At 71.3% G+C, this 22,317-nt stretch carries 19 protein-coding genes; 8 read left to right on the forward strand and 11 right to left on the reverse strand.

Features of this window, described 5'->3' with window-relative positions:
- Window positions 1–94: 94 nt before the first annotated feature.
- From AC068B_RS07200 to AC068B_RS07225, 6 genes are all read left to right on the forward strand, one after another.
- Window positions 95–1,339, forward strand: coding sequence for a sugar ABC transporter substrate-binding protein (locus AC068B_RS07200; RefSeq protein ID WP_478669596.1), 1,245 nt, complete (start codon window positions 95–97; stop codon window positions 1,337–1,339).
- Window positions 1,340–1,348: 9 nt separating this feature from the next.
- Window positions 1,349–2,323 (forward strand): carbohydrate ABC transporter permease, encoded by a 975-nt coding sequence (locus AC068B_RS07205; RefSeq protein ID WP_478669597.1) that lies wholly within the window; start codon window positions 1,349–1,351, stop codon window positions 2,321–2,323.
- Window positions 2,320–3,156 (forward strand): carbohydrate ABC transporter permease, encoded by an 837-nt coding sequence (locus tag AC068B_RS07210; protein ID WP_356250433.1) that lies wholly within the window; start codon window positions 2,320–2,322, stop codon window positions 3,154–3,156. The genes AC068B_RS07205 and AC068B_RS07210 overlap by 4 nt, the downstream gene beginning before the upstream one ends.
- 45 nt (window positions 3,157–3,201) lie before the next feature.
- Window positions 3,202–4,407 carry a glycoside hydrolase family 1 protein gene (locus tag AC068B_RS07215; protein ID WP_478669599.1) on the forward strand — a complete coding sequence of 402 codons (1,206 nt, stop codon included), beginning with the start codon at window positions 3,202–3,204 and terminating at the stop codon, window positions 4,405–4,407.
- A 174-nt stretch (window positions 4,408–4,581) separates the two neighbouring features.
- A complete protein-coding gene (locus tag AC068B_RS07220; protein WP_478669600.1) occupies window positions 4,582–6,699 on the forward strand; it encodes a TPM domain-containing protein in 2,118 nt (705 codons plus the stop codon).
- Between the two features lie 82 nt (window positions 6,700–6,781).
- Window positions 6,782–7,495 (forward strand): PspA/IM30 family protein, encoded by a 714-nt coding sequence (locus tag AC068B_RS07225; RefSeq protein ID WP_478669601.1) that lies wholly within the window; start codon window positions 6,782–6,784, stop codon window positions 7,493–7,495.
- 42 nt (window positions 7,496–7,537) lie between these two features.
- Here the strand turns inward: AC068B_RS07225 and AC068B_RS07230 are convergent, their stop codons facing one another.
- The 7 genes from AC068B_RS07230 to AC068B_RS07260 form a co-directional block, all read right to left on the reverse strand.
- A complete protein-coding gene (locus AC068B_RS07230; RefSeq protein ID WP_478669603.1) occupies window positions 7,538–10,273 on the reverse strand; it encodes a SpoIIE family protein phosphatase in 2,736 nt (911 codons plus the stop codon).
- A 173-nt stretch (window positions 10,274–10,446) separates the two neighbouring features.
- Complete coding sequence (locus AC068B_RS07235; RefSeq protein WP_478669604.1) at window positions 10,447–10,863, reverse strand: ATP-binding protein; 417 nt, start codon at window positions 10,861–10,863, stop codon at window positions 10,447–10,449.
- A gap of 139 nt (window positions 10,864–11,002) precedes the next feature.
- Complete coding sequence (locus tag AC068B_RS07240; protein ID WP_468556607.1) at window positions 11,003–11,401, reverse strand: (deoxy)nucleoside triphosphate pyrophosphohydrolase; 399 nt, start codon at window positions 11,399–11,401, stop codon at window positions 11,003–11,005.
- Between the two features lie 83 nt (window positions 11,402–11,484).
- Window positions 11,485–11,670, reverse strand: coding sequence for an SPOR domain-containing protein (locus tag AC068B_RS07245; protein ID WP_478669605.1), 186 nt, complete (start codon window positions 11,668–11,670; stop codon window positions 11,485–11,487).
- A 272-nt stretch (window positions 11,671–11,942) separates the two neighbouring features.
- Entirely contained in the window at window positions 11,943–12,698 is a 756-nt protein-coding gene (locus AC068B_RS07250) for a GntR family transcriptional regulator (protein ID WP_478669607.1), read from the reverse strand.
- Window positions 12,699–12,810: 112 nt separating this feature from the next.
- The gene (locus AC068B_RS07255) at window positions 12,811–14,028 is read right to left on the reverse strand and encodes an alpha/beta hydrolase fold domain-containing protein (RefSeq protein WP_478669608.1); all 1,218 of its coding nucleotides are present in this window, start codon (window positions 14,026–14,028) and stop codon (window positions 12,811–12,813) included.
- A 101-nt stretch (window positions 14,029–14,129) separates the two neighbouring features.
- On the reverse strand, window positions 14,130–15,365 hold the full coding sequence (locus tag AC068B_RS07260; RefSeq protein ID WP_478669609.1) for a DUF4190 domain-containing protein: 1,236 nt from the start codon (window positions 15,363–15,365) through the stop codon (window positions 14,130–14,132).
- A 78-nt stretch (window positions 15,366–15,443) separates the two neighbouring features.
- Between AC068B_RS07260 and AC068B_RS07265 the strand changes: the two genes are divergently transcribed.
- On the forward strand, window positions 15,444–16,664 hold the full coding sequence (locus AC068B_RS07265; RefSeq protein ID WP_478669611.1) for a serpin family protein: 1,221 nt from the start codon (window positions 15,444–15,446) through the stop codon (window positions 16,662–16,664).
- Between the two features lie 49 nt (window positions 16,665–16,713).
- Here the strand turns inward: AC068B_RS07265 and AC068B_RS07270 are convergent, their stop codons facing one another.
- Window positions 16,714–18,288 carry a S8 family peptidase gene (locus tag AC068B_RS07270; RefSeq protein WP_478669612.1) on the reverse strand — a complete coding sequence of 525 codons (1,575 nt, stop codon included), beginning with the start codon at window positions 18,286–18,288 and terminating at the stop codon, window positions 16,714–16,716.
- A gap of 280 nt (window positions 18,289–18,568) precedes the next feature.
- Between AC068B_RS07270 and AC068B_RS07275 the strand changes: the two genes are divergently transcribed.
- Window positions 18,569–19,858 carry a threonine synthase gene (locus tag AC068B_RS07275; RefSeq protein ID WP_478669613.1) on the forward strand — a complete coding sequence of 430 codons (1,290 nt, stop codon included), beginning with the start codon at window positions 18,569–18,571 and terminating at the stop codon, window positions 19,856–19,858.
- Window positions 19,859–19,871: 13 nt separating this feature from the next.
- On the opposite strand, the gene AC068B_RS07280 is transcribed toward AC068B_RS07275, so the two are convergent.
- From AC068B_RS07280 to AC068B_RS07290, 3 genes are read right to left on the reverse strand one after another with little or no spacing between them, the layout of a single operon-like run.
- Window positions 19,872–20,207 (reverse strand): amidase family protein, encoded by a 336-nt coding sequence (locus tag AC068B_RS07280; RefSeq protein ID WP_478669615.1) that lies wholly within the window; start codon window positions 20,205–20,207, stop codon window positions 19,872–19,874.
- 39 nt (window positions 20,208–20,246) lie between these two features.
- Window positions 20,247–20,903 (reverse strand): response regulator, encoded by a 657-nt coding sequence (locus AC068B_RS07285; RefSeq protein WP_478669617.1) that lies wholly within the window; start codon window positions 20,901–20,903, stop codon window positions 20,247–20,249.
- Window positions 20,900–22,183, reverse strand: coding sequence for a sensor histidine kinase (locus tag AC068B_RS07290; protein WP_478669618.1), 1,284 nt, complete (start codon window positions 22,181–22,183; stop codon window positions 20,900–20,902). Before AC068B_RS07290 ends, AC068B_RS07285 begins: the two co-directional genes overlap by 4 nt.
- Window positions 22,184–22,317: the final 134 nt, after the last annotated feature.

A 22,317-nucleotide genomic window follows, 5' to 3' on the forward strand; every position in this document is an offset into this window, starting at 1 on the left:
GGGGCCTGCAACAGAGTGATGTATGCGCTTACAGACAGCGCATACATCCGGCGCCGCGAGGCCCCGGACCCGGGAGCTCAAGGAGGAGCCGTCCATGCACCGCGCCGCCAGAACCGCCTCGGCCGCCATCGCACTCGCGACGGCGTTCGCCGTCACCGCATGCGGCAGCTCCGCCGGTGACGAGGTCGCCGCCGACAAGAAGCAGACCCTCACCGTCTGGGCCATGGGCGCCGAGGGCGAGAAGCTCGCGGAGGTCGCCGAGGCGTACAAGAAGGCGAACCCGCACGTCACCGTCGAGGTCACCCCCGTCGGCTGGGACGTCGCCCACCAGAAGCTGGTCTCGGCCGCCGCCGCGGGCAAGCTGCCCGACGTGGCGCAGATGGGCGGCAGTTACATGGGCGAGTTCGCCGAGCTCGGCGTCCTGGAACCGGTCGACACGAAGACCTTCGACAAGAAGGACTTCTTCCCGGCCGGGTGGCAGCAGGGCGAGGTGGAAGGCACCGCCTACGGCGTGCCCTGGTACGTGGACACCCGCGTCCTCTACTACCGCACCGACCTCGCCGAGAAGGCCGGTGTCAGCAAGCCCCCGGCCGACTGGAAGGGGCTGCGCGCCATGGCCTCCGCCCTGAAGGAGAAGGCGGGCAGCAAGTGGGGCATCTACCTGCAGCCGCGCGGGCTCGACACGGTGCAGTCCTTCTACCCGTTCCTGTACTCGGCGGGCGGCGAGATCGTCGACAAGGACGGCAAGGCGGTCATCGACAGCCCGGCGGCGGTGAAGGCCTTCAAGGAGTACGGCTCGTACGTGAAGGACGGGCTCAGCACCAAGAGCGCCCAGCCCGGCTACGACCCGCTGAAGGACTTCAACACCGGTGACGTGCCGATGTTCTTCTCCGGCCCCTGGATCACCACGCTCATCAAGGACCAGTACCCGGACCTGAAGGGCAAGTGGGGCGTCGCTCCCGTACCCACCGACAAGACGTCGACCTCGATGGCGGGCGGGTCCAGCCTGGTGATCTCCAAGGACAGCCCGCACAAGGCCGCCGCCAAGAAGTTCATCCAGTACCTGACGGACTCCGAGGGACAGTCCGACTGGTACGAGCGGACCAGCGATCTGCCCGCCAACACCAAGGCGTGGGAGAGCGGCGAACTCGCCGAGAACCCCGACCTGCAGGTCTTCAAGAAGCAGATGGAGACCGCCAAGACCTCGCCCGCGCTGGCCAAGTGGACCGAAGTGACCTCCAAGGTCGACGCGGCCATCGAGTCGGTGACCCAGGGCAAGGCCTCCGCCGAGGACGCCGCCGACAAGGCGCAGTCCGAGGTCGAGAACCTCGTGAAGTAGGCCGCCACCATGAGCACCACTGCCGAAAAGGCCGCCACCGGAGAACCCACCACCGGAAAGACCGATGGGGCGCCGCCGTCCGCCGGGCGGCGCAGGCGGGGATCCCTGGGCGTGCAGAACCTTGCCGGGTGGCTCTTCTCCACCCCCTTCCTCGTGCTGTTCGCCGTCTTCATGGCGTTCCCCATCGTCGCCACGCTGGCGATGAGCTTCACCGACTTCGGGCTGCGCAACGTCACCCGGCCCTGGGAAGCGAACTTCATCGGATTCGAGAACTACTCGCAGCTCTTCGGCGACGAGAAGTTCCTGAAATCCCTCTTCAACACCGGGTACTTCGTGGTGGTCGGCGTCCCACTCACCATCTGTCTCGGGCTCGGCGTGGCCGTGCTCCTCAACAACGGGATCGACCGGGCCCGGACCTTCTTCCGCGTGGGGTTCTATGCGCCGGTCGTCACCTCCATCGTCGCCGTGGCCGTCGTATGGCGTTTCGTGCTCGATCCGAGCGACGGGCTGATCGCCGGACTCTGTTCCGAACTCGGCCTCACCGCACCCGACTTCCTGGGCAGCGAGGCGCTCGCCATGCCCTCCCTCATCGCGATGGCGGTGTGGCGCAATCTCGGCACCGTGATGGTGCTCTTCATCGCCGGTCTGCAGGCCATCCCGACGGAGGTGCGGGAGGCGGCCAGGCTCGACGGGGCCGGAGGGTGGCAGGAGTTCCGCCGCATCACCGTCCCGCTGCTGAGGCCCACGCTGCTGTACACCACGGTGATCACCACGATCGGCTATCTCAATGTCTTCGAGGAGCCGTTCGTCATGACGCAGGGCGGCCCTTCCGACTCCACGCTCACCGTGTCGCTCAACATGTACCGCGAGGGCTTCAACTTCTTCCACATGGGCTATGCCAGCGCCATGGCGTACGTCCTCTTCGTGGTGATCATGGCCATCACGGTGCTCCAGCTCCGACTGCTGAAGGACAACACCAAATGAGCGCCAAGTCCGTGGCGGTGAAGAAGCCGCTCGTCTATGTGCTGCTTTCCTTCGGGCTTTTCGTCATGGCCGCCCCGTTCCTCTGGATGGCGCTCTCCGCCTTCAAGACCTCGACGGATCTGACCGCAAGCCCGCCGGTATGGATTCCCTCCGAGTGGACGCTCGACAGTTTCCACCGACTGCTCGACAAGCTCGATCTGCCGCTCTACTTCATGAATTCGGTGATCGTGGCCGTACTGGTCACCGTCGCGAATCTCGTCTTCTGCTCGATGCTCGGCTATGCCCTGGCCAAGCTGAGCTTCGTCGGACGGAACAAGATCTTCGGTCTGGTGCTCGGTGCGCTGATGGTGCCCGGCAACCTGATGCTGCTGCCGCTGTTCGTGCTGATGAGCAAGTTGCAGCTGATCGACTCCTATGCCGCGCTCGTGCTGCCGTTCGCCGCCGGGGCCTTCGGGGTCTTCCTCATGCGGCAGTTCATGCAGTCGATCCCGGACGAGCTGCTCGAAGCGGCGCGGATGGACGGCGCCAGTGAGTGGTACATCTTCTGGCGGATCGTGATGCCGCTGGTGAAGCCCGCCCTCGCGACGCTTTCGATCTTCACGTTCCTCGGGTCCTGGAACAACTTCGTGTGGCCCTTGATCGCAACCAACGATCCCGACAAATACACCCTTCCCGTCGCGCTGGCCACCTTCGCGACCGACCCCAACAAGTCGTCCGGCTCCAACGGGATGCTGATGGCCGGGGCCTTCCTGATCGTCCTTCCGGTGCTGCTCGTCTTTGCCGTGCTGCAGCGGTACTTCACCCAGGGCATCGCCACGTCCGGCATGAAGTAGCCCGACCGGTCGCTCCCCCACCGCGCAAGAGAAAGACAATCTGCGATGACGCACACCCCGATCCCGTTCCCCGAAGGCTTTCTGTGGGGGGCCTCCACCGCCGCCCACCAGATCGAGGGCAACAACATCAACAGCGACTGGTGGGTGAAGGAGCACACCGCGGGCACCCACATCCAGGAGCCCAGCCTGGACGCCTGCGACAGCTACCACCGCTGGTCCGAGGACATGGACCTGCTGGCCCGGCTCGGCTTCACGGACTACCGCTTCAGCATCGAGTGGGCCCGCATCGAGCCCATCGAGGGGCAGTTCTCCCGGGCCGAGCTCGCGCACTACCGGCGGATGGTCGAGGGCGCGATCGAGCGGGGCCTGCAGCCGATGGTGACCCTGCACCACTTCACCGTGCCGCAGTGGTTCGAGGCGCGGGGCGGGTGGACCTCCGAGGGCGCCGTGGAGCTCTTCGCGCGCTACGTCGCCGCCTGTGCGCCGGTCATCGGGGACGGTGTGCCGTACGTCTGCACCATCAACGAGCCGAACATGATCGCCGTCATGGCGGGGCAGGCCAAGCGGGGAGACATCGGATTCCCGCCCGCCGGTCTGCCGACGCCGGACGAGGAGACCACGCAGGCCGTGATCGCCGCGCACCACGCCGCCGTCAAGGAGGTCAGGGCGATCGACCCCGCGATCCGGGTCGGCTGGACCATCGCCAACCAGGTCTACCAGGCGCTGCCCGGCGCCGAGGACGTGACCGCCGCCTACCGCCACCCGCGCGAGGACGTCTTCATCGAGGCCGCCCGCGGCGACGACTGGATCGGCGTCCAGTCCTACACCCGCACCAAGATCGGCCCCGAGGGCCCGGTCCCCGCGCCCGAGGACGCCGAACGCACGCTGACCCAGTGGGAGTACTACCCGGCGGCGGTCGGGCACGCGCTGCGGCACACCGCGGCGGTGCTCGCCGACGCGGGCATCCCCCTGATCGTCACCGAGAACGGCATAGCCACCGACCGCGACGAGCGCCGCATCGACTACTACAAGGGCGCGCTGCACGAGGTCGCCGACTGCCTGGAGGACGGCCTCAACATCGGCGGCTACCTGGCCTGGAGCGCCCTGGACAACTACGAGTGGGGCTCCTACCTGCCCGCTTTCGGGCTCATCGGCTGGGACCGCGAGACGTTCACCCGCACCCCCAAGCCCTCCGCCCACTGGCTGGGCGGGCTCGGACGCACTCGTGAACTGCCGCGCGTGAACGCCTAGCTCCACCGGTTCCGCGAGCCCCGGCGGTTCCGCACCGCTTCCACAGCTCGGGGGTCGGCCGCACCTGACAGCGGTCGGCCCCCGTACGACTCCTTCGGGGCGGTTCCCGGTGCCTCCGGAGCATGCCCCCGCCCCGGGTCGCGGCGCCCCGAAAGCGGTCATACGCTCCCCAATGTGACGCCGCCCTCGCCGATAGCCGCGCGGGCAGCAGCGGCCGCGGTGGCCGTGCTGCTCGCCTGGTTCCCGCTGCTGAGCTCCTCCCCCGCGGCCGCCGACGACCCGGTCACGCTCTCCCGCTCGGGCCAGATCACCGACAAGGTGGATGCGCTCGACGACCGCGCCGACGCCGCCGAGCGGGCCCTCGACCGGCTTTACGACGACCAGCGCGTGCAGCTCTTCGTCGTCTACGTACGCGACTTCTCCGGCCGTTCCGCCCAGAGCTGGGCGGACGCCACAGCCGACCGCAACGGCCTCGGGCTCGACGACGTGCTGCTCGCCGTCGCCACGCACGACCGCCAGTTCGCCTACTCCGTGGATGAGGGTTCGCGGCTCACCGATGCCCGGCTCCAGGACGTGGCGACCACGGCGATCGGGCCCGCCCTGCGCGAGAACGACTGGGCAGGGGCCGCGATCGGCGCGGCGGACGGCTACCGCGCGGTGCTCGCCGGGCGTCCCGTGCCCGCCCCGTCGGTCACGCCGGGCACGGCCGACCCCCGGGCCGAAGGCTCCGGTGCCGACGACTCCGTCACGGGCGATCTGGTCCTGCCCGTGGCGGCGGCGTGCGCGGCCGGTGTCGCCGCCACGGTCGCGTACAAGCGGCGCAAGAAGCGCGCCACCACCCGCACGACCCCGGGTGGCGGCTGGGGGCAGGGGGCGGGCAAGGACGCCACCCCGCTGCCCGAGCTCGACAAGAAGGCCCGGCTGCTCCTCGTGGACACCGATGACGCGGTCCGCACCAGCACCGAAGAGCTCGGCTTCGCCACGGCGCAGTTCGGCGAGGACGCGGTCAGGCCCTTCGCCGACGCGCTCGCGTACGCGCAGGCGGAGCTGACGGCGGCGTTCCGGCTGCGCCAGGAGCTCGACGACGCCTTCCCCGAGGACGATCCCACCAGGCGCCGCATGCTGGACGAGATCGTGGCGCGCTGCACGGAGGCGGGCCGCCGCCTGGACGCCGAGACCGCCGGATTCGACCAGCTGCGCGCCCTGGAGAAGAGCGCCCCGCAGGCCCTGGAGCACGCGGAGACGGTGTTCCGGCAGGTCGCGGGGCGTACCGGCGCCGCGGAGGAGACCCTGACCGGCCTCCGCGAGAAGTACGCGCCGACGGCATCCGCCGCGGTGCTCGGCCACGTCGAGCAGGCCAAGGACCGCCTGGTGTTCGCCACCACCCACCTCAATCAGGCCCGGCAGAGCGTCGACGCGGGCGACAGCGGCAAGGCGGCCGTCCACCTGCGCGCCGCCGAGGGCGCCGTCGACCAGGCAGGGACGTTCGTGGACGCCGTGGACCGCCTGGCCGACGAGCTCGCGCTGGCCGCCGAGAGGCTGCCCGGAGCGCTCGCCGATTCCGAGGCGGATCTCGCCGACGCGCGCGGGCTCCTCGCGGGCACCTCCGAAGCGGTCTCCACGGCGGACCTGAGGGGCCGTGTGGCCCGCGCGGAGTCGGTCGTCGCCGAGGTGCGCGGGCGGACGTCCGCGGGGCCCTACGACCCGCTGGACGCCCTGCGCCGCGTCGAGGAGGCCGACGCCGCGCTCGACGAGGCCCTCACGGGTGCCCGCGAGCGCGAGGTCACCGACCGGCGCGCCAGGACCCTGCTCTCCCAGGCGCTGCTCACCGCGCGCAGCGCCGTCGGGGCGGCCGCGGACTTCGTCACCACGCACCGCGGCGCCGTCGGCAGCGAGGCGCGGACCCGCCTGGCCGAGGCCCAGCGCCACCTGGCGCAGGCGGAGGCGGCCGAGGACGGCGACGCCACCGCGGCCCTCGCCGCGGCGCAGCAGGCGGACGCGCTGGCCCGGCAGGCGCAGGAGTTCGCCGAGCGGGACGTACGGGGGTACGGCAACCCCCATGGAGGCCTCGGCGGAGGTGGTGGCCGGGGTGGCGGCATGGGCGGCGCCGTTCTCGGCGGCATCATCCTCGGCGAGCTCTTCGGAGGGGGCGGTCGCGGAGGCGGTGGCTACGGAGGAGGCGGTTTCGGCGGGGGCGGTGGCTACGGAGGGGGCAGTTTCGGGGGCGGCGGGCCCGGCAGCTTCGGCGGTGGCGGCACGCGGGGGCGCAGGGGCGGAGGCGGCAGGTTCTGACGCACCCCTGAAGACGACCAGCCTCCGTCCGTCCCCCGTCCGTCCCCCGGCGCAGGAACCCTCGTACAAGGAGACCAAGGCCATGACGAAGCAGACCATCCTCGGCCGTGTCACCCAGCTCGCCAAGGCGAACCTCAACGCGCTCCTCGACCAGGCCGAGGACCCGCAGAAGATGCTCGACCAGCTGATCCGTGACTACTCGAACAACATCAGGGAGGCCGAGGAGGCGGTCGCGACCACCATCGGGAACCTGCGGATGCTGGAGCAGGACCTGAAGGAGGACCGGGACGCGGCCGTCGAGTGGGGCGGCAAGGCGCTGGCGGCGAGCAGGAAGGCGGACGAGCTGCGCGCGGGCGGCAGCGCCACGGAGGCCGACAAGTTCGACGGGCTCGCCAAGGTGGCGCTCGGACGGCAGCTGCGGTCCGAGAAGGAGGCGAAGGACGCCGAGCCGACGATCGCCTCGCAGACAGAGGTCGTGGACAAGCTGAGGTCCGGGCTCGACCGGATGAAGACGAAGCTGACCGAACTGGAGTCGCGGCGTGATCAGTTGGTGGCCCGCGCGAAGACCGCACAGGCGCAGAACCAGATGATGGACGCGGCCCAGAACATCGACGTACTGGACCCGACCAGCGAGTTGAGCCGCTTCGAGGAGAAGGTGCGGCGCGAGGAGGCGCGGGCGCTCGGCAAGCAGGAGCTGGCCGCGTCCTCGCTCGACGCGCAGTTCGAGGAGCTGGACGCGCTGGGCGACGAGGCGGAGATCACCGCCCGCCTCGCCGCCATCAAAGCGACCACATAGGCCCCGGGAGCCTGGTGCCGGAACCTCCCCCGGGACCCGGCGTCAGAACAGACTGAGCAGCGCCTCCGCCGCGTCCATCGGCTCCGTGCCCCCGTCCGGCAGCGCCATCTCGAACCACACCGTCTTGCCGCGCGGTGTCCTGCGCGCGCCCCACGCGGCGCTGAGCAGGCCGACCAGCTGGAGGCCCCGCCCGCCCTCGTCGGTGTCCCGTGCGCGGCGGCGGCGCGGCTGGACGAAGCTCGCGTCCCACACCTCGCACACCAGCGTGCGGTCGAGCAGGAGGCGCAGCCTGATGTCGCCTTCGCCGTACCGCAGGGCGTTGGTGACGAGCTCGCTGACCAGCAGTTCCGCCGTGTCGCACAGCCGCTCCAGGTCCCATGCGCGCAGTTGGTCGCAGGCGAGCTCACGGGCGCGCCCGACCGACTTAAGGTCGCGCGGCAGCGTCCAGTCGCCGACGTGGTCGGCCGGTAGCCCTTCGACGCGGGCCATCAGGAGGGCGATGTCGTCCTCTCCGTGGTGGGTGTCCAGGGAGCTCAGGACGTGGTCGCAGGCGTCCTCCAGGGCCGGTGGGGCGTCGTTCAGGGCGCGCACGAAGGCGTTCAGGCCCTCGTCCAGCGGGTGGTCGCGGGATTCGACGAGGCCGTCGGTGTAGAGCGCGAGCAGGGCGCCCTCGGGAAGGTCGACCTCGACGTCTTCGAAGGGCTCGCCTCCGACGCCGAGGGGCATGCCTGGTGGCACGTCGAGCATGAGCGCGGATTCACCGGGCTCGACGAGGACGGGCGGGAGATGGCCCGCGTTGGCGAAGGTGCAGCGGCGCGTGACGGAGTCGTACACCGCATACACACAGGTGGCGAGGTAGACCTCGCTGAGGTCCGCGCCCGCCGCCTTGCGTGCCCCCCGGGTGGCCTGCTGGGGCCCCGCGGGGTTGCCGAGGCCCCGGGCGATCTCGTCGAGGGCGGAGAGCACCTCGGCGGGCTCCAGGTCGAGGAGCGCCAGGGTGCGCACGGCGGTGCGCAGCTCCCCCATGGCGACGGCGGCGCGCAGGCCGCGGCCCATGACGTCGCCGACGACCAGGGCGGTGCGGTGGCCGGGCAGTTCGATGACGTCGAACCAGTCGCCGCCGACCTCCGTCGCGGCGTTGCCCGGCAGATAGCGGCAGGCGATGTCGAGGCCGGACGCCTCGGGGTCGCCGGGCGGCAGCAGGGAGCGTTGCAGTATCAACGCGCGCTCGTGCTCGCGGCGGTAGAGGCGGGCGTTGTCCATGCAGACGGCGGCGCGCGCGGCCAGCTCGACGGCCAGTGCCCGGTCGCGCTCGCCGAAGGGTTCGCTGCCCTTCGTACGGGAGAACTGGGCGAGGCCGACCACGGTGTCGTGGGCGACCATCGGCACGGCCAGCGTCGACTGGACGAGGCCGCCGGTGAGGCGGCTCGCCGACTCGTCGTCGTCCGCCGTGATCAGGCGGGGCCGGGCGGCACGCAGGGCGTCGGCGCAGGGCGACGTGAACGCGAACCGGTGGACGGCACCCACGTCTATGGGCGCGCTGCCGTCCGGGAACGGGGCGTCGGCGACGGCGCTCGCGAAGGCCACGCGGCGCAGTTCCGCGCTGCCGTCGGCGAGCCCGGGCGGCGTCTCGTCGCCGTCGAGGAGGCCTTGGTAGAGGTCTACGGAGGCGAGGTCGCAGAAGCCCGGCACGGCGACGTCGAGCAGCTCCCTGGCGGTGGTCTCCAGGTCGAGGGAGTTGCCGATGCGGGCCCCTGCCTCGTTCAGGAGAGCAAGATTGCGCCGGGCGTGGGCGGCCTCGCGGGCGGCGGCGTGCCGACGGGTGACGTCGGTGCCGAGACCGGCGACGCCGATGGGGCGGCCCGAACCGCTGTGCACGCGGTAGAGGTTGATCGACCAGTGCCTGCGGTCGTTGCTGCCGGGCGCAGGTCCCACTATCTGCATGTCCGTCACGGAATCGCCGGTTTCCAGCACCCGCTTCAGGGCGGCGGCCATGCGGTCGGCCTCGTGCCGCGGCAGATAGTCGTGGCAGGTCCGGCCCCGCTGGTCCGCGATGCCTCCGCCGAAGACGTCGGCGAATCGGCGGTTGGCACGCTGCACCTTCAGGTCCGTACCGAACAGAAGGAAGCCGAACGGAGATTGGCCGAAAATTGCCTGTGAAGCGGCGAGGTCCGTCTCGATCTGCCGGAGCACCCGGACGTCGACGACGATGCAGACCGCGGCCCGCTCGCCCTCCTCGGTCACGGTCGGCATCACGTACACCTCGGCGATGCCTTCCAGGCCGCCCGTGCCCCGCTCACGGCGCTCCCCGAGGTCGCCGGGCCCGCCGGGACCCGCACCGCCCCCGAGCCCGCCCGGCGCCCCGGAGTCGTCCGGCATCCGGAAGGGCACCACGCCCGTCCACTCGCGCCCGTCGAGGATCTCCGCCATCTTGCGGTGGCCGCCCGCGCGCAGCTCGGGCGGCACGAAGGCCTCGATGGGGTCCTTGCCGACCGCGTCCCGCGCGGCCACGCCGAACAGCCGCTCGGCGCGCATGCTCCACTGATCGACCAGGCCGTCCGCACCGATCGAGAACGAGGCGACCTTGATGTAGTCGTATATCGAACCGGGTGGGTTGCTCTGCCACGTCTCGTCGAGCGGCACGCCGCCGACCGGCACGTCCTCGGCCGGCCCGTCGCCACGGGCACCGTCGCCCGTCGCGCCGTCCGCGGCCCCGGGGGCCATCGCGTCGCCCGACGGTCCGTCGAACTCCGTCGCCTTCGCTGGTATCTCGCTCACGCGAACCGTCCCCTCCAGCTCACCGCGTCCGGCACCGGTCACCGCATACGGCTGACCGCAGTATCCAGCACTACGGTGCCGCGCCACACGGCGTTCACGATCACAGCACGGACTCGACGCTTTTTGGCCCGTGCCGACCTTGTGCGGGACGCTTCTCGCACACTGCCAGTCTTCTAACCCGGCAACGCCAGCTCGAACCACACCGTCTTCCCCGTCCTGCCCGTACGACCCGGACGCGTACCCCAGCGCCGTGAGGAGCGGGACACCAGCTGGAGGCCTCGCCCGCCCTCGTCGTCGAGTGCGGCGGTGCGCTCCAGGGGCGGGTCCGGGAGCGGATCGGATACCTCTACGAGGAGGGTGCCGTTGGGGTCCACGGGGCGTACGAGACGTACGCCGATGGGCCCGGAGGCATGGCGCAGGGAGTTGGTCACCAGCTCGCTCACGAGCAACACGGTGACGTCACCGAGGGCCTCTAGACCCCAGTCGGCGAGCTGCTTGCGGACAACCGTGCGGGCGGTGCGGACGGCGCCGGGGTCCGCGGGAAAGGCCCACTCGGCGCAGTCGCCTTCGGTGTCGATCACGCCGATCACTTCCAGACCAGTAGCTGAACCTGCCCGGCAACCGCCCGGCAACCTGTCCGGTTTCATGGGGTTAATGGGCACATACCCGATATCCAGGCCGGTTTACCGCGTATCAGGGCGCACTGTGGCACGAACGGCGTAGGCGGGATCAGTGCGCGGCGTGCGGAAGGCCGAGCGCCGCCTCGACGGCGGGCACGTCGGCGGCCAGCCAGTCCACGGACCAGACCAGGTCCGGCGTGAGCCACCGCAACTCGTCGTGGTCCTCCAGGGGCCGGGGCTCGCCCGACACCAGACGGGCCGTCCAGACCCGCAGGACGTACCCCTTGGGGAGCGGCCATTCCCCCGGCACCCGGCCGGTCAGTTCGGCCTCGACGCCCAGTTCCTCGCGGAGCTCGCGCACCAGCGCGTCCTCGCTCCGCTCACCGGGCTCGACCTTGCCGCCGGGCAGCTCCCAGCCGCCCGCGAGCTCCGGGGGCGCGCTGCGCCGCGCGGCGAGCAGGCGCCCGCCGTCGTACAGGGCGGCGCCCACCACGATGCGTTCGTTCATGCGACGGAGCCTAAGGGGCGGCACGGCCCCATGGAGGGACAGGGCGGACCGCCAGGAGGGGCAGGGGGGACCGTCGGAAGGGTCTAGCGTCCGCTGCCGTTCTGGCTCAGCCTCTCGATCGAGTAGAGCTGCTTGTGCCCGCGGTCGTCGAGGCTGTCCGCGATCTTCTGGGCTTCGGCCTTCGTCGCGTACCTGCCCACGCGATAGCGGTTGCCGTTGTCGTCCTGCCGTATGACGAACCAGGGCAGCAGAACTGTCCCGTCATTCATCGCGCCCCTCCGTTCGCCACCCCCGGCGCGCCCCACGCCTCGATCTGTAAGGAAACCGCAATCCGCATATGCCCGAGCCTACGCCCGACCTTTACTCAGCGGATACGAGTTTGCACAAAGAGGTACGCGACAGGACCGCTATCGGCCACGGCCCGGGCGACGCCCGCATTGCGAGGGGCTCACGGGCCGTGAGGAGAGAGCCGAAACCCGCCCCTGCACACAATCGGTCAGGAGCGGGCAAGGGCGAATCCCTGAGAGGGTGAATCCCGGAGTTACCGCACAGGCAGGTGGTACGCGATCCGATAGCGGTCGGCGGGCACCACGATGTCGGCCGCCTCTACGGGGCGGCCCGACGCGAAATACGTCCGGTGGACGACGATGACCACATGGCCGGGGACACCGCCGAGCGCCGAGAGCTCCTCGGCCAGGCCGGGGCGGGCGCCGACCTCCTCCGCGACGTTGTCCACGATCACGTCGATGGCCGCCATCCGGTCCACCACTCCACAGCCGCCGAGCGGGCCCTCCTCGGGGAGCATCACGGGAGTGCGCCCGGTGACGGCCAGGGGCTCCCAGGACGTGGAGATCATCATGGCCTCCCCGGCGTCCCGGAAGACGTACTTGGTGCACATCACGCGGTCGCCCACGCGGATGCCGAGGCGCTCGGCCACCGCCGCGTTCGCCTCGATCTGCTCGCTGCGGGACTCCCAGGTGCCGCGCACGCCGTCCGCGGCCTGCTCCTGGCGGAACGGGGTCGAGCCGCCGTTCACCGCGCGGTAGCCGGTGCGGGCGATCTTGCGCGGGACGGGGCGCTCGCGCACATAGGTGCCCGATCCGGAGCGCCCTTCGACCAGACCCTCGGCCATCAGGACCTTGCGCGCCTCCAGGGCGACCGTGTCCGACACCCCGTACTCCTCGCGGATTCTGGCTTGCGAGGGGAGGCGGGTGTGCGGCGGCAGCGAACCGTCGGCGATCTTCTTGCGGAGATCACCCGCAACCCGCAGATACGCCGGCTGTTCACCGAAAGTCACTGGCCACTCCCATCAGGTTGACAGACAGCAACAGCCTGGCAACCGTGGGTTGTTGGGTGCAACCCAAGGCCAAGGAATCACCCGAAGTGATGATTTCTCCTGGCGCAGGTCTTTACGCAGGGGCTTTCCCCGGATATAGCGAACGGTCCAGGGCGTTGAGGAAACGTTCGGTCGCGGCGCGCGCGATCTGACTGCCCCAGCCTCCCCAGTTCACGTCGAAACAATGATCGGCCCACGGCAGTTCGACATACGTCGCCGGTGCACCGGCCCCCTTGAGGCGCCGCGCCAGCTCGCGCGCCTGCGCCACCGGCACCGCGCGGTCCGCGCTCCCGTGCAGCAGCAGCGTCGGCGGTACGTCGCCCCGGACGAGCCGCACGGGCGAGCCGAGGCGGTAGCGGGCGGGAGCGGTGGCGGCCGAACCGCCCATCAGGACCGGGATCATGGGGTCGCGGCGCAGCGCGGTGCCCGCGATCAGACGCCGCATATCGGTGGGCCCGTAGAGCGAGAGAACGCCCGAGACCGAACTGTCCCGTGCCGCACAGGACGCCGGGACCCTGCCGTCGCCCTCCGTGTAGGCCGCGGCGAGGGCGAGGTTGCCGCCCGCCGAACTGCCCGCCAGGAGAAGGCGGTCGGGGTCGATGCCGTACACGCGCGCGTGCCGCCGCACCCAGCCGACGGCGCACTTCACGTCGCCGATCTGGTCGAGCTGGGTGGCGCGGGGCGCGAGGCGGTAGTCGATGTCGAAGACCGACCACCCGCGCGCGTTGAACCACCGGTTCCATCGGGGGGTCTGACTGCGGTGCCCCTTGTTCCAGCCGCCGCCGTGCACCCACACCACGGCCGGGCGCCGCACCTCGGCCCGCTTGGGCAGCGCCCACAGGTCGAGCCGCAGCTTCTGCCCCCTGCCGCGGTGCGCCCCGTGACCGCGGCCCACGCGCGCGTAGGTGAGGGTCCGGGCGCGGTCGGGCACCTTGGCGTAGTTGACACCGTCGAAGTACTGCGCGGGTGCGAGCTGTTGACCCTGCTGCCGCGCGGTGCCGTACGCGGCGGCGTACGGCATCACTCCGTAGACGAGGGCCGCGAAGGAGGCGAGCGCGGCGAGCCCCGCGCACCAGGGGTGACGCCTGCCCGCGAGCGCGGCGCCCGCGAGGCCGAGCAGCCCCGGCGGCAGCAGCACAAGACCCCAGGAGGTGATCGCGGCGGCGACGAGCACCAGGAGCGGGACGCGGGGCAGCGGGGCGGCGACGAGGACGGCGAGCGCCGCGTTCAGGAGGCCGGTGGTCAGGAGCAGGGCCCGGGCCACGGCGGGCGGCGGCACGACGGACGTCACACCGAAGAACTATCACAGAAGCGGACAAAAACTCCTCAGGATGCCCGCCCCCTGACGGCACGTGCCCCTGGGCGCCACCGGGCGGGCGTTCCGGAGCCGGATCACGCCTCCTCGGTCTCGCCGCCCTCCCCGTGCTCCTCGTCGAGGCCCGACTCCGGCCCGTCCTCAGGAGTCGCGTCACGCGGCGAAATCGTCGACAGGTCCAGCGACTTGCGGGCCGCCGCGGCCTCCTTGTCGCCGAGTCCCTGAAGGCCCGCCACGTAGTGCTCGGTGAAGCTGTCGGCGTCGGAGGCCCCGGCCGCCTTCGCCCACTCCTTGCGGCTCTTCCCGATCTGGGCCACGAGTTTGTCGACGTGCTTCTGCGTCGCCGCGGGCCAGACGTGCGCGCGCAGCCGCCGCGCCTGTTCGCCGAGGCCCTTGTCGACACCGGCGGCCCACTTCTTGTGCCCTTCGAGGTCGTCCTCGATCCGCTCCTCCGCGGGCGCCTCCTGCAGATACGCCTGGTCGAAGGGCCGGTCCGCCTTCACATAGGCGAGCTGGTCCGCGTCGAGCGTCGTCGCGTCGCTGCGCAGGGACCCTTCGAGCTGCCGCTTCGGGTCCGAGGCGCCGAAGATGCACGTGACGTGACGGTCGCCCCGGCCCCAGGTCCTGCGGTCGGGCGTGAAGTAGTAGAGCTCGGCGTCGCCGAAGTCCGCCCAGCTGTCCATGACGTACTCGAACTGGAGGTCGGTGCACCTGGTCTCGGCGAGTTCGCGCATGTCGCCGTCGCCCGGGTAGCCGGTGTGGTTCACGCGGAACGACGCGTAGACCTCGCCGTCGTGTCCCTGGGAGCACGGGAGCTCGTCGACCTCGGAGGCGTACTTCATGGAGTCGATCTTCCCGTCGGGCGCGTCGAAGCAGCCGCCCTTGTCGATCGGGAAGGCACCGGCGTTCTGCCGGGACTCGCGGGCCGCGTCCCGGAAACCCTCGGCGAAGTCACGGGCGCCGCCCGTGGCGACGGCGAGGACGAGCAGCAGGACGCCGACCACGGAGATGATGCTGCCCGCGATCGCGAGGCCCTTGCCGCGCTCGCCCTTCTTCTTGATCTGCGCGAGTGCGACCAGGCCGAGGATCAGGCCGACGGCGGGCAGGAAGCACAGGATGCCGAGGACCAGGGAGGCGATCGCGAAGCCGTTCACCGGCGGCCGGGAGTAGGGGGAGTACGGGCCGGGCCACTGCTGGTAGGGGCTGTGCCCGTACGGCGGCCAGGACTGGTCCGGCTGCCCCGGCTGACCCGGCTGCCCCGGCTGCCCGGGAGGGGGCGCGTACGGAGGGCCGGGCGGCGGCGGTATGTCCACGGGTAGCGTGCTCCTGGATTTCTGGTGGGCGGTGCGCAGAGCTTGGCGCATCGTAATCGCGGCGGGGGCGAAAAGGTAATGCGGCGGCAAAGTTCGACAACTCGGACAGCCCTAGGGGCAGCCATCCAGGCCGTCAACGGCCTGACCTCGCGATGGGCGGCGACGGCGGCCGCCGACCGCGGCACCGTGTTCTCGGTACCCGGCGTCTGGCCGCTCCTCGCGTTCCTCGCGGACGGCGCGGACGGGGCGGCCCGCACGGAGCTCGCGAACGCGGTCGGGCTCCGGGCCGACGGAGCGGCGGCGGCCGCACGGGAGTTGCTGGCCGCGCTGCACGGCGTACGGGGCATGGACGCGGCCCTTGGCCTGTGGACCGGGCGCACCCTGACCCTGCGGGACGCGTGGCGTGACGGGGTGCCGGTGGACGCGCTGGGCGTGCTGACCGGAGACCTGACGACGGACGCGGCGACGCTCGACGCGTGGGCGGCGGAGCGGACGGGTGGGCAGATCGAGCGGATGCCGGTGGGGCTCACGCAGGACACCGAGATGGTCCTCGCGAGCGCGCTCGCGCTGCGTGCGGACTGGGAGACGCCCTTCGAGCAGCACCTGCTGGAGCCCGCCACCGGCCCGTGGCGGGGCCTGCGGATCGCGGGGCTCCGGCGGTCGGACCCCGGCCTGGACGCCGTACGGATAGGCCGCTGCCCCGCCGGTCGCGTCACCGCGGTGACATTGCGCGGCACCGCGGACGTGGACGTGCACCTGCTGCTCGGTGAGGCTCATATGGGCCCCGGCGAGGTCCTGCCGACGGGCCTCGGCATGCTCACGGGCGACGTCCCCACGACATCGGGCAGCGAGCTGGCGCCGGGTCCGGCCGGGCCCGGCGCGGTCCTGCGCGAGACCCTCGCCGACGCCCCCGACGAGCCGCCGCACGTCTCGCTGGACACCGTGGCGTTCACCCTCGACGCGGAGCACGACCTGAAGGCACCGCCCGGAATCTTCGGCCTGGAAGCGGCGAGCGCCCCGCGCCCCGGCTCGTTCCCCGGCATCTCCGACCGGCCCCTCGCGGTGGAGTCGGCCCGGCAGACGGCGACCGCGACGTTCGGTGCAGCGGGCTTCCGGGCCGGTGCGGTCACGGCGGTCGCCATGGACTGGATGGGGCTGCCCTCGTACGCCACGACCGAGCTCGCGGTCACGGTGGACCGCCCCTTCGGCTTCCTCGCCCTGGACCGCGGAACACGCCTCGTCCTCGCGGCGGGCTGGGTCACCGACCCGGAGCCGTACCGCGAGGACGAGGATCACTGACGCACGTACTCACATACGCACGCACTCACATACGCGCGTACTCAGGGACTCAGAACTGCAGCCCCCACGAGTCGATCTTCCCGGTGTCCTGCGCCGCGTTGTCGCTGACCCGCAGCTTCCACGTGCCGTTGGCCGTCTCCGAAGAGGCGTTCACGGTGTACGTGGTGTTGATGTTGTCCGAGCTGCCGCCGGTTCCGTAGCCCTTGAGGGTGTAGGCGGTGCCGTCGGGGGCGACCAGCTGGACCTGGAGGTCGCCGATGTAGGTGTGCTGGATGACGACGGGGACGGACAGGGAGGCGGGCGCGTTGCCCTCGACGCCGGTGACGTTGATCGGCGACTCGGCCGTGGCGTTGTCGTTGATCGCGAAGTCGTCGGTGTTGCTGAACGACTTGCCGGGCGGGTTGGTCGTGCCGCCGGTGACGTTCAGGAGACGGTTGGGCGAGCCGGAGCCGGGGCTGCCGACGACGCCCGACGAGGCGGCGCTGACCAGGCCCGCGGAGACCTGCGCCGGGGTCGACGTGGGGTTCTGGCCCAGGTAGATCGCGGCCGCGCCCGCGACGTGCGGGGAGGCCATCGACGTACCGGAAATGGTGTTGGTCGCCGTGTCGTTGGTGTTCCACGACGAGGTGATCGAGGAGCCCGGGGCGAAGATGTCGAGGATGCTGCCGTAGTTCGAGTAGCTCGCCCTGGCGTCGGTGTTGGTCGTGGCACCGACGGTGATGGCTTCCGCCACGCGCGCGGGCGACTTGGTCGAGGCGTCCGTGGACTCGTTGCCCGCCGCCACCGCGTAGGTGATGCCCGCTGCGATGGAGTTGCGGACGGCCGTGTCGAGCGCGCTGTCGGCGCCGCCGCCGAGCGACATGTTGGCCACGGCGGGCTTGACCGCGTTCTTGGTCACCCAGTCGATGCCCGCGACGACCTGCGCCGTGGTGCCCGAGCCCTGGTTGTTCAGGACGCGGACGCCGACGATCTTGGCCTTCTTGGCGACCCCGTGCAGGGTGCCCGCGACGGTGCCCGCGACGTGCGTGCCGTGGCCGTGGCCGTCCTGGGCGGTGTTGTCGTTGTCGATGGCGTCGTAGCCGTAGGAGGCGCGGCCGCCGAAGTCGGTGTGGCTGATGCGGACGCCGGTGTCGATGATGTACGCGGTGACGCCCTCACCCGCCGAGTCCGGGTAGGTGTACTTCTGGTCCAGCGGCAGGTTCTTCTGGTCGATGCGGTCCAGGCCCCAGGACGGCGGGTTGTTCTGGGTCGCGGTGGCGGTGAACGTCCGGTTCTGGACGACCGCGTCGACCGCGGGGTCGGCGGCGAACTTCTTCGCCTCGGCCTCGGAGAGCTCGACCGCGTAGCCGTTGAGAGCCTTGTCGTAGGTCCGCTCGATCTTGGCGCCGTACTCCTTGGCGAGGGCCCTGCCCGCGGCGGAACGGGCCTTCGGAGCGTTCTCGTCGAGGCTCACGATGTAGCTGTTCTTGATCGTGCCGGGGACACCGGCGTTCTCGATCGTGCCTTCCGCCCGGTCCGGCTGGGCGTTCGCCGGGAGGGCGGAGACGACGCCGAGGGCGAGGGCCGCGACCGCTGTCGCGCTGAGCCCGGCCAGTCTTCGGCGGTTGTTACGCATCACTGCCATCTGAGGGGTCCTCCTCAATAGGTGGTGCGTCGGTGGGGGAATGGTGCCGTGGTGCCCACACTCGCGGAGTCACGCGGCAGGGGCATGTCAATGGTGTGTCAATGCGACATGCCGGTCCTTGACTCCGTCGGGACGAAAGATTGGCTGATCCATAGGAATCCCACAAGGGTCAGGACCGGACGTAACGCGACTGCCACGGAGGCGTCATGACGCACCATCAGCAACCGCCACGTACCTCTCACGTCCCGGCTTCAACAACCGTCACGCATAGCCTGCGCGCATGACAGACATGACGGACGACGTGACGGGCGAGGTGACGGGAGAGGTGACGGGCGAAGTGACTGACGAGGTGACGGGCGAGGTGACTGACGACATGACAGGTGCCGCACGAGGTTCGGTAACAGGAGCCGTGACGACCGTGCCAGCCGTGACAACCGTGCCAGCCGTGCCAGCCGCGACCGTCCTGCCCGACAGCTTCTGCCCGGTCGACGGGACGCGCGTCCCAGGGGGCTCGCTCACCTGGTCGTGTCCGGTCTGCCGAGGCCCCCTCGACCTGGACTTCACTCCCTCGCCCGCCCCTCTGAAGGCGCTCGCGGGCCGGGTGAACTCACTGTGGCGGTACGCGGAGTGCCTGCCCCTGCCCGCCCCCGCGATCTCCCTCGGTGAGGGCCGCACGCCCCTCGTGGAGCTGGCGGGGCCGATTTCGGCCAAGTTGGACTTCCTGATGCCGACCCTGTCCTTCAAGGACCGTGGCGCGGTCATGCTCGCCGCCCTCGCGCGACGCCTCGGCCCCGACCGGGTCATCGCCGACAGCAGCGGCAACGCGGGCACGGCCGTCGCCGCGTACTGCGCGCGGGCCGGTCTCGACTGCACCGTGTACGTACCCGTCGGGACGTCGCCGAAGAAGCTGGAGCAGATCGGCGCGCACGGCGCACGGCTCCAAGTCGTCGACGGCGACCGGGAGTCGACGGCGCTGGCGGCCCGCGCCGCGGCCGACGAGCCGGGCACGTTCTACGCCTCGCACGTCCACAACCCCTACTTCCTCCACGGCACCAAGACGTACGTCCACGAACTCTGGGAGGACCTCGGCGGACGCCTCCCCGACACCCTCGTCGTCCCCGTCGGCAACGGCACGCTGCTGCTCGGCGCGGCGCTCGCGGTCCGGGAGCTGCACACGGCGGGGCTCATCGCGCGGCGGCCCGCGCTGTACGCCGTGCAGTCCGCGGCGGTCGCCCCGCTCGCCGAGGCGTGGCGGGCCGGTGCCGACGACCTGGTCGGCGAGACCCCGATGACGCCCACCTTCGCGGAGGGCATCGCGATCCCCCGCCCGCCGCGCGCCCGCCAGATCCTTCGCGCGGTACGCGATTCGGGCGGCGGCTTCCTCACGGTGACGGAGGACCAGATCGTGGCGGCGCAGCAGGACCTGGCCTCGCGCGGGCTGTACGTCGAGTCCACGGGCGTCGCCTGCTGGGCGGCCGTGCGGGAGGGCGCGCTCGGCGAGCGGACGGCGGTGGTCCCGCTGTGCGGGGCGGGCGCGAAGACGGGGCTCGCGGGCACTGCGGTCGGCTGATGCCAGGTGGCGGCTACTCCGCCCGCGGAGTCGAGTGAGCCGGGACCTCGACGGGACCCGGCCGTCGCCGCCCGTGTCCCGTCGCAGCCTCATATGCGGCGCCGACGGCGAGCACGGCCCGCTCGGCGCGCGGCGGGCCGACGATCTGCAGGCCCACCGGCAGCCCCGCCGACGTGAACCCGGCGGGCGCGGAGAGCGCGGGCGCGGAGAGGACGGGCGCGGAGAGGACGGAGTGCAGGTAGGCGGAGCGCGTGACCACCTCGCGGGCGGAGAGGTCGCGGCGGCGGAGCAGGCGGGCGAGCTCAGTGGCGTCGAGGTTGCAGAGGTCCATGCGGGGCAGTGCGCCCACTGGGGCGCACCCACGAGCACCCACCGAGCCCGGTCCGACTCACCCCCGCCCGTCGACCAGGCCCGACTCCCAGGCCCAGGCGGCGATCTCCACACGGTTGCGGGCGGACAGCTTCGTCTGCACGTTGGTGAGGTGCGTCTTCACCGTGCCTACGGAGATGACCAGTTCGGTGGCGATCTCGGCGTTGGTCAGCCCTCTGGCCACCAGCCGCACCAGGTCCGTCTCCCGCTCGGAGAGCGCGGTGTGCGGCTCCCGAGGGGCGGGCGCGGCGCTGTTGAGCTGTCGCAGCAGGCGGACCGTGATGGCCGGGCTCACCAGCGCCTCGCCGGACGCGGCCGCCCTGATGGCCTCGACGAGCAGGGCAGGGCCGGAGTCCTTGATCAGGAAGCCGGACGCTCCCTGGCTCAGGGCGCGTTGGACGTACTCGTCGTCGTCGAACGTCGTGACCACGACGACCTTCGGCGGATTCACGGTGCCGGGGCGCGTGAGTCTTCGCAGCGCCTCCAGCCCGTCCATGCGGGGCATGCGGATGTCCATCAGCACGACGTCGGGCCGGTGCCGCTCGGAGAGTTCCACGGCGTGCACCCCGTCCGTGGCCTCGCCGACGACGTCGATGTCGTCCTCCGCGGCGAGGATCATCGCGAACCCGGCACGGACCATGGCCTGATCGTCGGCGATCAGCACGCGGATCGTCACGACACCGCCGCCTTCGTCCGGGACGCGGACGCGGACGGGGGCGCGACCTGGGACGCGGACGGGGGCGCGACCGGGGAAGCAGCCGGGGACGCGGGGAGCGTCGCCTCGACGCCCCAGCCGCCTGCCGTCACCGGGCCCGCCTGGATGCTTCCGCCGATCAGGCCCACCCGCTCGGCCAGGCCCTTGAGGCCGAAGCCGCTGGCGGAGCCGTGGCGCTGCCGTCCGTCGTCGCTGACCCGTACGGTGAGCCGGTCTCCCGAGCGCTCCACGCGCACCCGCACCTCGGCGCATCCGTGGGCGTGCTTGCGTACGTTGGTGAGGGCCTCCATCACCACCCGGTGCGCGGTGGTGGTCACCTCCACCGGCAGGTCGTCGAAGGTTCCTGCCAGGTCGAGCCGGGCGCGGGCGCCGCCGACGGCCGAGAACTCCTCGACGAGCGAGCGCACTTCAGCGATGCCGGACAGCGGCGTCAGCGCCACCTCTCCGTCGGCGTCGCGCAGCATCCCCACCATGTGCCGCATGGAGGTCAACGCCTCCGAGCCCGCCTGTTCGATCCGTTGCAGCGCGGGCGGCACCAGTTCGGGCCGTCGGCCCGCGATCGCCTGGGCCCCCTGTGCCTGTACGACGATGCCGGTCACGTGGTGGGCGACGAAGTCGTGCAGGTCCCTGGCGAACTCCGTCCGCTGCTCCAGCCTGAGGGCCGCCGCCTGCCGACGCCGGTCCGCCAGGAGCAGGCGCATCCCGAGGCCGATGCCCAACGCGGTGACAGCTGCCAGGGCCCAGAGCAGCGCCATGATGATGGTGGACTGCCGCGTCGAGGTCGACACCGGCCGCACGACGATCGCCATGCCCAGCAGGGGGACGGCGAGCGCCGCCAACGACGGCTTGCCCCGTCGCGCGACCACCAGCAGGAGCCACGTCAGCGCCGCCAGTTCGGCGAATCCCATCGCAAGGCCGCTCGCCCGCATCTCCAGGTGCATCCAGAACGACACGCACAGCGAGACGCCCGCGACGACGCAGGCGGCCATCGGCAGTGCCCGGCTGTCGAGCCGGGGCGTAGCGGCGACGAAGCCGACGGCCAGCAGAGCGCCGATCAGCTTGCCGGGGCCGTAAGCCTCGATGTAGTAGAGACCGCCCACCGAGTCGAGCAGGACAAGGGAAACCAGGCCCCCGAACAGCAGCAGCCACACCGATTTGGGCAGTTGCCGCGCAAGGCCCTTCCCGTCCGTGGCTGCGGCCGTGGCTGTGGCTGTGGCCGCTGCTTTCGCCGCCTCCAGCATCTTTCTCACCATCCCTGTCGCGGACCGGCCGAAAGTCGGAGACGGCCGCGATTGATCTGTCTTTCGCCCGATCCGCCGCAAGGCGCGGCGGAGGAGAGTCGTGCCCACAGAGCGGCGCTCGCCCTCATCGCACG

The organism is Streptomyces sp. NPDC042371, assembly GCF_056437465.1.